Origin of the sequence: Tumebacillus lipolyticus (assembly GCF_042682745.1) — a bacterium.
In the GTDB taxonomy this organism is placed as follows: Bacteria; Bacillota; Bacilli; order Tumebacillales; family Tumebacillaceae; genus Tumebacillus_A; species Tumebacillus_A lipolyticus.
In genome coordinates, this window is record NZ_JBHUIO010000005.1 from 108420 (window position 1) to 122164 (window position 13745).

The window sequence follows — 13745 nt, forward strand, 5'->3', positions numbered from 1 at the left end:
AAGCTATTCTTTTACAGTGACCGCCTGACGCCCGAGCAGTTCCCAGCGCTTGACGAACAGATCGCGCGGATACAGCTCTCTGTTCCCCGTGTCTGGATCGTTGAGGATCACATGCTCCTGATCATACCCGACCATCAGCATGCAATGTTGAGGCGAGATCCATTGCACCTCAGTCCCCGCTTCGTCATACCAGACGTCTGTGACCTGCCCCGCTTGCAGTCTGAGCGTCGCCCAGACGATGACCGGCCGTCCTCCCTCCAGCACTTCGAACAGCTCTTCGATCGTCCCCGCGCTCAGGTCGACCGCTCGGCCGGGCAAGTAGTGGTCTAACAGCTTGGCGATTGGTGCGTGAAAGACGCCAAAGCTCTCTTTGGTAAACGGGTCACCGACAAAGCCTTTGTTCGGGTTGCCCCCGGCCATCTTCCCCTCCACCTGCCGAGGCAGCGGAACTTTCGGCAGCGCATGGGCCACCTCAGTGTTCTCGATCTCAAGCCCGGCGAAGCGAAGCAACATCGTCAGCGCCGTCGCCTCGCATCCGGTGGGAAGGATCGGATATTGATAGATCACCGGAATCCCCTCGATCAATATCGCCATCTCGCTCTCCCCTCCGCTTAACAGTATTGGCCCTGTTCGTCGATACCGATCGGAAAGTAGGGCAGCTTCGAGATGATCTTGTAGAGCTGATCGTATTCGTCGCTCAGCCAATCGACCGCAAAATCGAGCGGATTCACATAGGTCATGCCGTCGAAAAACGAATCCTCATCCTCGGCGGTCAACCTCGCTTCCTCCTGCACGCTGCTCGCCTCTTCGCTCCCTTCATCCAACTCCGCTTCAAGGTCCATCGCTTCGAACTGAGCGTTCAAGCGATCACAGGCGATCCAATATTTTCGAAGCACAGCGATGACGCGGCCCGAATAGGCGATCGGCTGCCACGCTTCGGTCATCCACTTCTCAAGCTCCTCTTCGCTCGCATAGGAGGTGCGATTGCGCTCCCTGATTCGGTCGCGGCGCCCTACTTCATCTGCGACAGCCTGTCCGAGCTCTGCCGTATAGCTGGCAAACAGTTTACGATACGGGTTCATCTTGTCGTTCTTGCTCCTTCCAGACAGCAATTCTACATCCATTCATCTTTGTCCAATTCTACGCTTTTTATGTAAAAAAGGAAACGCCCTGCCAGGCAGGACGCTCATCCGGTCTTCCGCTCATTGAAACCTGCGATGGTTCTTCTTGCCATCGTGTGTGAACACCACCCCGCGCCCGTCGAGGACAGTCTCCAAATGCACGGTGCGCCCCCAGAGGTTGTGGAGATGCGGCAGCGTCTTTTCGAGATCTTTCACATCGAGCTCGGTGCCATCAAAGCTGTGCTTGAGGTAGAGCTCGCCGTTCTTCAGATGATCGCCATCCTGGACGGTGATCACCGGGAACCCGCCGTTGACGCGCGCGGCGCAGAGCATGTCGCGCACCTTCTCCCAATCCTTTTCGACGATCTTCCACTCGCTGCCGACCTTTTGGTACAGATAGAGGTCCATCTCTTCGCATAGCTCCTGCGTCAGATAGTTGCGCAGAAAGGACGAGTCCGATTCCACCTCGCGGATCTCCCACATCGCTTCCCGACCGAATCGCTTCTCGATGTCCTCCCACATCTTCAGCCCCACATGGTACGGGTTGAGCGAAGTGCGCGAAGGCATGATCACGCCGGCATTCATCTGGGCAAACTCCAAGCTCTCCCCCTCATCGAGATCGAGCTCGCGCATGATCCGCAGATGCCAATAGGTCGCCCACCCTTCGTTCATGATCTTCGTCTCCATCTGCGGCCAGAAGAAGAGCATCTCCTCGCGAACGACCGATAGAATATCCCGCTGCCAATCTTTGAGGTGTTTCGCATTCTCCATGATGTAGAGCACGATATCCTTTTCCTGATCGGCAGATCGATGCGGCGTGGAGCGCGCTTCCGCCGCGTCTTGTACCGTGCCGATCGCGAAAATGTCCGCATAGGGATTTTCCGATTCCCCATCAGGCGCAGGCGTCGTTTCTTCCTCTCTTCGCATGCGCCTGACGAGCGAAGGATCGATGTGCTCTTGAATCGTCAGCGCAGAGTCGATAAACGACTCGACCGCCAGCTTGCCGTGATCGATCTCATATTGGCGAATCCGCTCCGCCGAGGCGGCCATCGAGTCGACCATAAAGCGCGACGTGTTTCGAAAGCGGGCGTTGTGTTTGAAAAAGTCGCAGTGGCCGAGCACATGTGCGACGATCAGCTTGTTCTGCAACAGCGTGTTGCAATCGAGCAAAAACGCGTAGCAAGGATCGGAGTTGATCACCAGCTCATAGATCTTCGACAGGCCGAAGTCGTATTGCATTTTCATTTTATGGAATATTTTTCCAAAACTCCAATGCGAAAAGCGAGTCGGCATTCCATACGCACCAAACGTGTAGATGATGTCGCTCGGACAGATCTCGTAGCGCATATCATAAAAATCAAGCCCAAAATCGCGAGCGATCATCGTGATCTCGTCGATCGCTTCCTCCAGCTTCTTAATATCTAGGCTCACGCGTAGCCCCCCTTTTTATGAGGCCTTTGTGCTGTCATCCGCTGTAAAAAACGTGGTCAGCGCCTTGTGAACATCGCTTTTTTCGCGGATCATCACATGCCTGAACTTCGGATCGGTCAGGTTTTTATAAGCGCTCATCAGGGTCGAGCTCCTCTGGTATTGGTTGACTTCTCCATAGCCGAAGATGTTGGAGATCTCCATCAACTGCTTGACCAGCCGCAAACATTTTTCATTGTCTGAAGTCAGATTGTCGCCATCAGAAAAATGGAAGGGGTAGATGTTATATTTGTCTGGCGAGTACTGCTGTTGGATCAGTTCCAGCGCGAGGTTGTAGGCAGACGAGCAGATCGTCCCCCCGCTTTCCCCCTTGGTAAAAAACTCGTGTTCGGTGACCACCTTCGCCTCTGTGTGGTGGGCGATATACTGAATGTGCACATGTTCGTATTTGGTGCGCAAAAAGCGGGTCATCCAGAAGAAAAACGAGCGGGCGATATACTTCTCGAACTGTCCCATCGAGCCGGAAGTGTCCATCATCGCCAGCACCACCGCCTGTGAATGGGGGACTTCGATCTCCTCCCACGTCTTGTAGCGCAAGTCGTCTGGCGTGATGTCGCTCAGGCCGCGCTTGCCCGAAAGCGAGTTGCGCCTGATCGCTTCGATCAGCGTGCGACGCTTGTCGATGTTGCCGCTTAGCCCCTTTTTGCGCACATCTGTAAAGCGAATATCTCTCGTCTTGATGTCATCGAGCGTCTTGCGCTGCAGGTTGGGCAATTCGAGGTCTTTGAACAGCATGTTCTCGATCTCATCGAGGGCAACTTCCGCTTCATAGTAGTCGATCCCTGGCTGATCTCCGGCTCGCTCTCCTTTGCCCGCCCCCTTTTGTCCCGTGCCGCTCGGGTCTTTGGCCAGCACGTCGCCGACCGATGAGGAACCGTCCCCCTGCCCCCCGTGCTGGTTCTTGTTGAAGTTGTAGCGAATGCGGTATTCGTCGAGCGAACGGATCGGCACCTTGATGATCTGCTTCCCGTTCTGCATGATGATGCTCTCGTCGGTGACAAGGTCGGCGAGGTTCTTCTTGATCGCCTCTCGCACCTTTTCTTGGTGGCGCAACTGGTCCTGATAGCCCTTGCGATGCAGGGACCAATCGTCTTTTGAGACGACGAAGTTCTGCTTTGGAACCATTCGCGCTCCCTCCTTTTCCTGTGGAGATTTGAAAAGGAGACAGGTGCCTTCGCCCTCCTGTCCCCTGAGCTCGATCTATCGGTTGAGCAAACTGCCCGTGTAGCGGAGCAGCTCGTTGGCGCAGACTGGGCAGTAGCCATGCTCGTCGATCAACTGTTTGGTCACCTCGTTGATCTTTTTCAGCTGCTGCACATCGGGTGTTTTGGTCGAGGTCGTGATTTTCACAACGTCTTTCAGGTCGGAGAACAGCTTCTTCTCAATCGCTTCCCGCAGTCGATCATGAGAGTTGTAGGCGAATTTTTTCCCGCGGCGGGCGTAGCTGGAGATGCGGATCAGGATCTCTTCGCGAAACGCCTTTTTCGCGTTTTCGGAGATGCCGATCTGCTCCTCGATCGACCGCATCAAGCGCTCATCCGGATCGACCTCTTCGCCGGTGATCGGGTCTTTAAGGCGCTGCCAATTACAGTAAGCTTCCACATTGTCGAGATAGTTTTCCAACAGCGTCTTGGCCGACTCCTCGTAGGAATAGACGAACGCTTTCTGCACCTCTTTTTTGGCGATCTCATCGTACTCTTTGCGGGCGATGGCGATAAAGTTCATCAGGCGCTCTTTGTCCTCTTTGGAGATCGAAGCGTGTTGATCGAGACCTTCTTTGATGCCGCGCAGCACGTCGAGCGCATTGATGCAGTTCGTATCGCGGCGGATCAGCGCGGAGGAGATGCGGTTGATCACATAGCGCGGATCGATGCCAGACATCCCTTCATCGGGCGATTCGTTCCGCAGTTCCTGCACATCTTTTTCCTTGTAGCCCTCGACGGCCGCGCCATCATACAGCTTGAGCTTTTTCAGCAGGTCCATACCCTGCTTTTTCGAATCTTTCAGCCGCGTGAGGATCGAGAAGATCGCCGCCGTCTTCAGCGCATGGGGGGCGATGTGCACATGGCGCATGTCAGACTGCTGGACCAGTTTGTCATAGATTTTGACTTCATCGCTGACTCGCAGATTGTACGGGATCGGCATCACGATCATCCGCGATTGCAGCGCTTCATTTTTTTTGTTGGCAATAAATGATTTGTACTCGGTCTCATTCGTATGTGCGACGATCATTTCATCGCTGGAGATATGCTGATACAAAATAGGTTCCTCCAAGACCGTTTGGCATCAAACCAAAAGGCCTGCTTTGAACCTGATATAAAGATCGAACGTGGTCGGCTTCCTGCCGCGCCCCTTTTCTCGGACAGCCAGTTCGACCTGATCGAACACAGCTTGGAACAGCCTGTTTTTGCACGTTTTGCTTCCCAGCTTCTGATACACACCGTGGACGTTTAAGAGGTTGGTCAGCAGGTCGGACAGATCGACTGTAGCGCTCGGCCGCTCCGGCGCGTGATGAAGCGCAACATAGTGCCGATGCTCGTTGATCTCATCGATCTCAGCCTGATATTTGGCTCGCCGCTCGGCAAACTCTTCCTTCGTGAACGTTCCATCGAGGACGAGCTCATACGCCTTTTCCAGTTTGCGCTGAATCGAGTCCTCCTGCTGCGCCAGCTGCTCCGTCAAGCGCGTCGCTTGCACCGACTCCTCCGCTGGCTGGGCTTGCAAGATCGCCTGCACGCCCGCTTCCAAAAGGGTCGGATCGAGCTTGATCTGTCCGATCAGCTCAAGCAGCCGTTCCTCCACCTCTCGATATTTCACATAGACGCCGCAAGTGCAACGCAAGAACTCCTTTTCATACGTGGAGATGGAGCCGTCCCGCTTCGTATACTGCTGTACCGAATATTGACGGACCATCTTGCGAGCACAAGAGCGGCAAACGACCAGCGAAGCGAGCTCACAGGGGGAGTAATCGGTGTTGATCGGCAGCTTCCCAGCAGTGTCGCGCAATCGCCGCTGCGCCTGCTCCCAGGTCTGCTCGTCGATGATCGGCTCATGGGCAGCTTCAACGATGATCCATTCTTCCTGCGGACGCGCCTTCACTCGGCTCCCCTGCCGCTCTGTCGTGCGAAAATTGACCTGGCCGATGTAGACAGGCTTTTTTAACATGCGGTGAACGACTTCCGGCTGCCACCTCGCCTTCCCGGTCGCCGTGCGAATGCCAATCTTGCGCAAATGAGTGGCGATCGCCTGATACCCCATCTTTTCGTGTGCATACAGGTGGAAGATCAGTCGCACCACCTCTGCCTGATCCGCTTCGATCATCAGGCGTTGGGTGTGCTCGTCAAATCGATAGCCGAACGGAACGGAACCGGCCATCCACTTCCCCTGCAGCGAATAGTTATAGCGGGCTCCCATCAGACGCTCGCGGGTCGTTTCGAACTCCTCCCGGGAGAGAAACAGCTCGAAGCGAATTTGCCGCAGGTCGGAGTGGTTCTTCGGATCATAGATCTTATAAGGCGTGATGATGTAGATGCGGTTGTTGGTGAGGATGTCATAGATGCGCCCCATATCGGTGTAGCTGCCACGACCCAGCCGGCTGATCTCCTTGACTGCGATCGCGTTCCACTTGCCAGCTTGCAGCTCCTCCAGGACTTCGCTGAAGATCGGCCGCGTCTCGATCTTGTCTCCAGATCCGATCTCAAATCGCTGTTCATAAGGGATGCCACAGGAGGAGAGCACGCGGTTCATCAGCATCTTTTGCTCAGCGAGCGTATCTTCTCCCGTCCTGCGCTCACGCTCCTCATCTTGGCGGGAGCGGCGGAGATAGTTGATGATCGACTTGATGTCAGGCGGTAAATTCATCTTGGATCACCCGTTATTTTAGTAGTACTACCATATGATCACCCGACCCAAAAATGCTTTGCTGGCTCGTAGATCTCCACGCGGGGAAGATGCAGCGCACCATTTTCCAACGTCAAAAAGCCTAGAGCAGACCGGCTCTGGACTTCTCTCGCCTGCTGGAAACAAGCCAATTCGCGATCGCTCCATCGCTCTCCAGCTTGCTGAACGCGATGGCAAAAAAAGAAGACAGCACCCTCACGGATGCTGTCACAACTTCGATTAAACCATAATTTTACAGATGTCGTTTGTAAACTCGACCGGATCTTCAACGGTCAACCCTTCGATCAGCAGCGCTTGGTTGTAGAGCAGCGCTGTATAGAGATCGAGTTTCTCCTGATCCTTCTCAAACGCTGCTTTCAGCGATTGGAACACTTCGTGCTGCGGGTTGATCTCCAACACTTTGTTCGCTTTCACCGGGGCACTGTTCGGCATGGCGCTCAAGATTTTTTCCATCTCGATCGTCACATCGCCATCTGTGGACAGACACACAGGATGCTTTTTCAGCCGCTTGGAAGCGCGCACGTCTGACACTTTCCCTGCCAGCTTGTCCTTCATGTAAGCGAGCAGCTCTTTGTTCTCCTCTGCGTCTTGCTCCGTCTGATCCGCTTCCGTTTCGATGCCGAGATCTCCGCTCGATACGTTCTTGAACTGCTTTTCCTGATAGTTCATCAACGACTTGATCGCAAACTCGTCGATGTCGTCCGTAAAGTAGAGCAGCTCATACCCTTTGTCGGTGACAATCTCCGTCTGCGGGAGCTTCTCGATTCGTTCGATCGATTCACCTGTCGCGTAGTAGATATACTTTTGCTCCTCCGGCATTCTGGACACGTATTCCTCAAGCGTGACGAGCTGCTTCTCCTTGGAGGAGTGGAACATCAGCAGATCTTGCAGAGATTCTTTTCTCCCGCCGAAATCGCTATAGACGCCAAATTTCAGCTGTTTGCCAAACGACTCAAAAAACTGCTCGTACTTCTCGCGATCATCTTTGAGCAAACTTTGCAGATGGCTCTTGATCTTGCCGGCGATGTTTTTCGCGATCAGCTTCAGCTGCCGGTCATGCTGCAACATCTCGCGGGAGATGTTGAGCGACAGGCTGTCCGAGTCGACCATCCCTTTGACAAAGCTGAAATGATCGGGCAACAGGTCGGCGCATCTGTTCATGATCAGAACACCGTTCGAGTACAGCTCCAGCCCTTTTTCATATTCCTTCGAATAGTAGTTGAACGGAATCTTCTCTGGGATGAACAGGACAGCCTGATAGGTCACAGCCCCTTCAACGCTCAGGTGGATGTGCTTGATCGGCTTGTCGAAGCCATAGTGCTTCTCCGCGTAGAAGTTTTCGTAATCCTCAGCGGTCAGCTCATTTTTATTTTTGCGCCAGATCGGAACCATGCTGTTGACCGTCTGCTCTTCCTGATAATCTTCAAACTCCGTATCGCTGTCTTCCTTCGGACGTTTGCCCGCCATGTCCATCTTGATCGGGTAGCGGATGAAGTCGGAGTATTTTTTGATCAGCGACTTCAAGCGATACTGCTCTAAAAACTCATCATAGCTCTCTTCTTCGGTGTTTTCCTTGATCTTCAAAATGATCTCGGTGCCGATATCCGCTTTTTCACAGGGCTCGATCGAGTAGCCTTCCGTCCCTGTCGATTCCCATCTGTAGGCGGTGTCGCTGCCCAATGCTCGGCTGATCACGGTGACCACATCGGCCACCATAAAGGCAGAGTAGAACCCGACCCCAAACTGGCCGATCAGATCGTGCCCGTCTTTCGATTCGTGCTCCTTTTTAAACGCTAAAGAGCCGCTCTTGGCGATCACGCCGAGGTTGTTTTCCAGCTCTTCCTCCGTCATGCCGATCCCCGTATCGCGGATGGTCAGCGTGCGATTGTCCTTGTCGGCGATCACTTTGATGAAATAGCTATCATTATCAAAGACCAGTTGCGAGTCGGTGAGCGCTTTGTAGTAAATCTTATCGATCGCATCGCTCGCGTTGGAAATCAGCTCCCGCAGAAAGATCTCTTTCTGCGTGTAGATCGAGTTGATCATCATCTCCAGCAGTCGTTTCGATTCGGCTTGAAATTGCTTCTTTTCCATACCTCATTCTCCCCTTTGAATAATAAACGATCTCCAGCAAGCAAGGTCTGTTAGCACTCAATCTCAATGAGTGCCAGTAATATTTTTATAACATTCTACCCTTTTAATGTCAACCGAGGTTGAAGCGCGATTCGAGCCCTTCCCGTTCAAACGCTGTGCGGGCGCTGTTCAAGCCCTTTTCGAAACGAATCGCCCCGTTCATACATCCCCTCTGCTCCGAATAGGTTGACTCAAACGAGCAAAGGGGTGATGTCGTGAAGAGCGAGCCCATCCTGCAGGCGTATCAGTCAGACACTGGCGAGACATTTGTGCTAGCACCGACCAAAGAGGAGACAGCAACTGACCGCGCCGAGCTGCACAACCTGATTGCCCAGCTGCTCGTCGATGATGCGCGGGACGGTCATCGCGACTGACCAGTTCGGAAGATCGCAGCCTGGTTGTCTGCTGGCATACCGCTCCCGGCGAGCACATAGTTTTAGGTATCACCTGCTCACAGACGATTCATCAGCGGAGATAAGCGCAAAGCGACCCGCCTTAAAATTGCCCTCTTGTGTCAGCGACAGCAAGTGCCAGAGAAATTTTTCATCGCATTTGAGCATCTCTTGAAACTCCATCAGCCCGCGGTTCGCTTTGTTCAGCTCGCCGTCAAACTTGTACGCCCGCGGGTCCGATTCGGAACCGAATTCGGAGATTGTCGAAAAGTCGATCGACCCGGTCAGATCGGCAATATCTTGCGACTTCGGATCGGAAGGTGAAAACGTGCCGATGCCGACGCGCTCATCTTCGGAGAGCAGGATGCGTTCGATCTGCACATCTTCGATCCGCCCCTCATAGTCGGTCTGCAAGCGCATCCGGCAGGAGGGGCAGAGGTTGCCCTCGATCCGAACTCCATATTCCCGTTCGAACTCGGCACGCAGTTCGTTTGGGATCAGATGCAGTGGCTCCTCATGCATCGGGCAGCCTTTTATTGCGTACATCGCACCCTCATCGGTGCGAGAAAAACGCTCCATCCCTCGCTTCAGCAAGGTCACGATCGTCGACTTCCCACCAGAGACAGGCCCCATCAGCAACAAAATCCGTTTGCGAACATCCAGGCGACGTGCAGCCGAGTGAAAATACTCCTCGACCAACCGTTCGAGCGATGCGTTCAACCCGAAAATCTCGGTGGAGAAAAAGTGGTATTTTTTTCGGCCGTTATCTTCTGTTGTGATCCCGTGTGATTCGATCATATTGTAAATGCGGGAATGCGCCGTCTGCGCAACGTTAGGCTGTCTTCTTACGATCTGCAGATAGTCAACGAACGTCCCTTCCCATCGCAATTGTTCTTCTTGAGCCCGATAGGCATTCAGACGATTCAGCAGGTCCATGTACACTTCCTCCTCCTTTTTTGGTCGGGTCCGTGCCCAACTTTCCCGCTGGGTCCCCTTGGTTTTCAGAAGCATATTCGGACAGATGCTTGCATGATGACGTTAGGAGGCGATGATACGAATCGTAGGAAGACGGGGATGCAAGTTCTAAATCGTTCGTATTCTATATCTATGCAAGCCCAATTGAACTGTTGCGTCTCGCTCTGAAATGTTCAAAACTCCCCACAGGCAGGGAAAATTGAAATGCGGGTCGTTCTCTGCTATGATATTAGGAGTGATTATTAGTACTTACTTCTAAGTGGGTGATGATGTTCATGCGCAAGAGCAAAATGAGCTTAATCTTCCAAGCGGCCATCGATGTGTTCTCCGAAAAAGGGTTTGATAAAGCCACGATGGATGACATCGCGGCGCGCGCGAACGTCGCCAAGGGAACGATCTACTACCATTTTAAAAGCAAGGAAGAGCTCTTCCTTTTCCTCGTGGAAGAAGGCGTTGAACTGTTGCGCGACGGCGTGGAGTCCAAACTGCTCCCCGACATGACACCAACAGAAAAATTGGAGCTTATCGTGCGTGAACAGATCAACTTCTTTGGACAATATCGCGATTTTTGCGTCATTCTGCTTCGGGAATCATGGGGGGCCGAGGAACGTCAGCTTGAGTTCCGCAAGATGATTCGCTCCTATATGTACTTGATTGAAGCGGTCGTTCAAGAAGGGATCGCGAAGGAAGAGTTTCACTTCGTGAATCCGGAAAATGTCTCCTCCGGCCTTTTCGGGATGATCTCGATCGCAGCTTTGCATATTCTGCTCGGTCACAAACCGTACGATGGGGATGCGTTGTTCCAAGATATGCGACGCATGACGTTCTCGGGCCTCTTAAAACAGGGCGAAGATAAGCTGTAGTTGTCAACCGACCTCGCAATTGGCGGGGTCTTTTTTATCACCGAAAGATCACCGAATGCAAAAAGCAACGCAAAAAGCCTCTGCTCCGATGAGCAGAGGCTTTCGCATTTAGCCTGCGAGCTGATCCTTTTCATGCAGGTCACGCACGCGCAACGTGCGCCGCGTGGTGACGATGTGCAGGAGCAGCACGCCGACGAGCAAGCTGCCTAAGATGATCAGGTTGCGCGTGACGAGCGCTTCGTCGCCTGTGGCGATGATCGAGCGCAATCCCTCCACGCCATAGGTCATCGGCAGGAAGTTGTGCAGGCCCTGGAAGAAGTCAGGAACCAGCTCGATCGGGAACGTCCCGCCGCTCGATGTCAGCTGCAAGATCAACAGCAGAATCGCCAGAAAGCGTCCCGGTCCGCTGCCAAAGCGCGCGATCATCAAGCCGATGATCGCGATCGAAGTCAGCGACATCAAGATGTTGAACAGATAGAACTCGGTCAGGTGCAACACCTGAAGCCCTAACACCTCGGTCAGACAGAAGGAGACGATCACCGCTTGGCAAATGCCGATCACAGCAAGCGTAGAAAATTTGCCGAGCACAAGCGATGGAGTGGAGACAGGGGACAGGGTCCAGCGATACTCTTGCATCGACAGGATGAAGTAGAGCATCAGCGCCCCGACCCACAGGGAAAGCGGAATGAAGTAAGAGGCAAAGCCCATCCCGTACGTCGCCACCTCATGGATCGGCTTCCACTCTGTCTCCAGCGGATCTGCCATCACCTTCGCTTTTTGATCCGGATTTTTGATCGTCGAGTCGGACGTTGCGTTCGTCAGCTCATCGGCGAGCTTCTGGTTGCCGTCTGCCAGCTCGCGGCTGCCGTCGGCAAGCTTCTGGCTCCCGGCGACCAACTCCCCGGTGCCACCGGCCAGCTTTTGACTGCCTTGTACAAGCTCGTTCGACTTGCTGGCAAGCGTTGCCGACCCGGTTTTCAGATCGCTCAATCCGCTGTAGAGCGAAGAAGCTCCCAGCGTCAAGCGATTGCTGCCATCGGTCAGCTTTTTCGCCCCGGCGACCATCTGATCCTGTCCGGTCGCGATCTCATTCAGCGCGCCGATCGCCTGTTGCAATCCGCCTTTGCTTCCTTGCACTTCTCCGGCAGTCTGCTCCAGCGCTCCGGCGACTCCCGCCGTCTTTTTCAGAGCGCCTTGATACACCGGATCTTGGCTCAGATCGTACTTCTGACCGAGATAGCCGAGCATCTCCTGCACCGTCCACTGGCTGGGGTCTTGCGAGCTCGGCTGGCCAGCGCTCTTGCCGAGCATGCCCTGCATCTGCAGCAAGCCAGCTTGCAGACGATCGGTGTTCGGAAGCGAGCCCTGCAGCCCGTCGCGCACCTGCCGCACACCGGCGGTGCTGGTGGTGAGTCCGGTGGACAGCTGCTGGCTGCCAGAGGCGATCTCTTTTGCCCCTTGGGCCAGCGCCCCCGCACCATCATGCGCTTTGCTCACCCCACCGCTGATCTGTCCAGCACCATCGGCAAGCTTCGCGCTGCCGTCCGCCACCTGACGCGCACCATCATCCGCTTTGCGAGTTCCATCCGCCAGATCATGATTGCCTTGCGCGAGGTCATTCGCTCCGTCCGCCAGCTTGTTGGCACCGTCTGCCGCCTTGCTCAGCCCGTTGCCCGCATCGCCGATCACGTCGAAGATGCCTTTCAGATATTCCTCGCTGAACTTATTGCCCACCTCTTCGCGCAGTTGCAGTTCAAGCCGCGAAGTGATCGTCGAAGCGATGTAGTTCTTTCCTTCGTTCGGGGTGAACAGCAGTTTCGCTCGCGTTGGGTTGTCCCCTTCCACCGATTTCACATCGTCGGAGAAGGTCGGGGGGATGGTGATCGTCAAATAGTAGCGATCTCCTTCCAACCCCTCTTTGGCGGTCGCTTCGTCCACCACCTCAAACCCGAACTTTCTTTCCTTGAGCAGCTCATCGACCAGCTCTTGTCCATACTCGCCCTTGTCCTGATTGACGAGCGCGACCGGAAATTCGTCGAGCTGCTCGTACGGGTCCCAAAAAGCGTAGAGATACAGACCGCTGTACAAGAGCGGAATGATCATCCCGACGACAATCGCCGCCCGTCCGATCCTCGATCGAAGCAAGCGGCGGAACTCGGTGCGGAAGATCCAAAAGATGTTCATGTTCATGGCTCCCATACCTCCCCTTCTGGAAGCACGGCCACCACGTCGCAGCGCTCCGCCACCTGCCGCAGCACGGTGGTCAACATCACCGTGGAACCAGACTCGGCTAAATTTCGCAGATCCTGATAGGCGAGCTCCCACTCATCGTTGGTCAAGCCGCGCTCCGGCTCGTCGATCAACACGAGGTCAGGTCGATGCACCACCGCCGTGGCCAGGCCGACGCGAAACTGTTCGAGATGGGCAACATCCTTCACCCGCGATCGCCGCACGATTTCCAGATCGTACTCCTGCAACAGCTCTTGAACTCGTGCTTTCGCCTGTCGCACATGGTGCAGCTGAGCCTGAAACAACAGGTGTTCTTCAACGGACAACGTATCAAAAAGCGGTGATAGATCATGGATCGGTCCAAGCCCCGTTCGCTTATGATCCGGTTTCGCTCCGTCGACGAGCACCTTGCCCTTCGCCGGCAGCAGGTGACCGGAAGCGAGCAACAGCACGCTCGACTTTCCCGTGCGCGAAGGGCCGTAGATCGCTCCGATCTGACCCCGCTTCAATTCGAAGTGGAAGTTCTGATAAATCTGATGCCGCCCGTAGCGAAGCTCCACATCTTGAATCAAAACAGCGGACATGGCATCCACCTCCCGAAAACTGACTGGTCAGTACAAATTGAAAATCTGTTTCAGATTATA

Annotated in this window: 10 protein-coding genes and 2 pseudogenes; 2 read left to right on the forward strand and 10 right to left on the reverse strand. The window is 54.4% G+C overall.

What is annotated here, in order from left to right:
- Positions 1–3: 3 nt before the first annotated feature.
- From ACFSOY_RS05745 to htpG, 7 genes and pseudogenes are all read right to left on the reverse strand, one after another.
- Positions 4–594 (reverse strand): C39 family peptidase, encoded by a 591-nt coding sequence (locus tag ACFSOY_RS05745; RefSeq protein WP_386044687.1) that lies wholly within the window; start codon positions 592–594, stop codon positions 4–6.
- A 17-nt stretch (positions 595–611) separates the two neighbouring features.
- Positions 612–1082: a hypothetical protein gene (locus tag ACFSOY_RS05750; protein ID WP_386044689.1), complete on the reverse strand. Its 471-nt coding sequence runs from the start codon at positions 1080–1082 to the stop codon at positions 612–614.
- A 120-nt stretch (positions 1083–1202) separates the two neighbouring features.
- A complete protein-coding gene (locus ACFSOY_RS05755) occupies positions 1203–2552 on the reverse strand; it encodes a SpoVR family protein (RefSeq protein ID WP_386044691.1) in 1350 nt (449 codons plus the stop codon).
- Between the two features lie 15 nt (positions 2553–2567).
- A complete protein-coding gene (yhbH, locus tag ACFSOY_RS05760; RefSeq protein WP_386044693.1) occupies positions 2568–3734 on the reverse strand; it encodes a sporulation protein YhbH in 1167 nt (388 codons plus the stop codon).
- A gap of 75 nt (positions 3735–3809) precedes the next feature.
- A pseudogene (locus ACFSOY_RS05765) lies at positions 3810–4856 on the reverse strand (protein prkA); the annotation flags it as partial.
- 39 nt (positions 4857–4895) lie between these two features.
- Positions 4896–6470: a recombinase family protein gene (locus ACFSOY_RS05770; protein ID WP_386044695.1), complete on the reverse strand. Its 1575-nt coding sequence runs from the start codon at positions 6468–6470 to the stop codon at positions 4896–4898.
- 258 nt (positions 6471–6728) lie between these two features.
- Entirely contained in the window at positions 6729–8603 is a 1875-nt protein-coding gene (htpG, locus tag ACFSOY_RS05775; RefSeq protein ID WP_386044697.1) for a molecular chaperone HtpG, read from the reverse strand.
- Between the two features lie 254 nt (positions 8604–8857).
- On the opposite strand from htpG, the gene ACFSOY_RS05780 reads away from it, so the two are divergent.
- On the forward strand, positions 8858–9016 hold the full coding sequence (locus ACFSOY_RS05780) for a hypothetical protein (RefSeq protein WP_386044699.1): 159 nt from the start codon (positions 8858–8860) through the stop codon (positions 9014–9016).
- A 75-nt stretch (positions 9017–9091) separates the two neighbouring features.
- Here ACFSOY_RS05780 and ACFSOY_RS05785 read toward each other — a convergent pair.
- Positions 9092–9970: pseudogene (locus ACFSOY_RS05785) on the reverse strand (protein prkA); the annotation flags it as partial.
- Positions 9971–10284: 314 nt separating this feature from the next.
- On the opposite strand from ACFSOY_RS05785, the gene ACFSOY_RS05790 reads away from it, so the two are divergent.
- Entirely contained in the window at positions 10285–10872 is a 588-nt protein-coding gene (locus ACFSOY_RS05790) for a TetR/AcrR family transcriptional regulator (RefSeq protein ID WP_386044701.1), read from the forward strand.
- Positions 10873–10980: 108 nt separating this feature from the next.
- Here the strand turns inward: ACFSOY_RS05790 and ACFSOY_RS05795 are convergent, their stop codons facing one another.
- The gene (locus tag ACFSOY_RS05795; protein ID WP_386044703.1) at positions 10981–13062 is read right to left on the reverse strand and encodes a YhgE/Pip family protein; all 2082 of its coding nucleotides are present in this window, start codon (positions 13060–13062) and stop codon (positions 10981–10983) included.
- The gene (locus ACFSOY_RS05800) at positions 13059–13685 is read right to left on the reverse strand and encodes an ATP-binding cassette domain-containing protein (RefSeq protein ID WP_386044705.1); all 627 of its coding nucleotides are present in this window, start codon (positions 13683–13685) and stop codon (positions 13059–13061) included. The genes ACFSOY_RS05795 and ACFSOY_RS05800 overlap by 4 nt, the downstream gene beginning before the upstream one ends.
- Positions 13686–13745 lie beyond the last annotated feature (60 nt).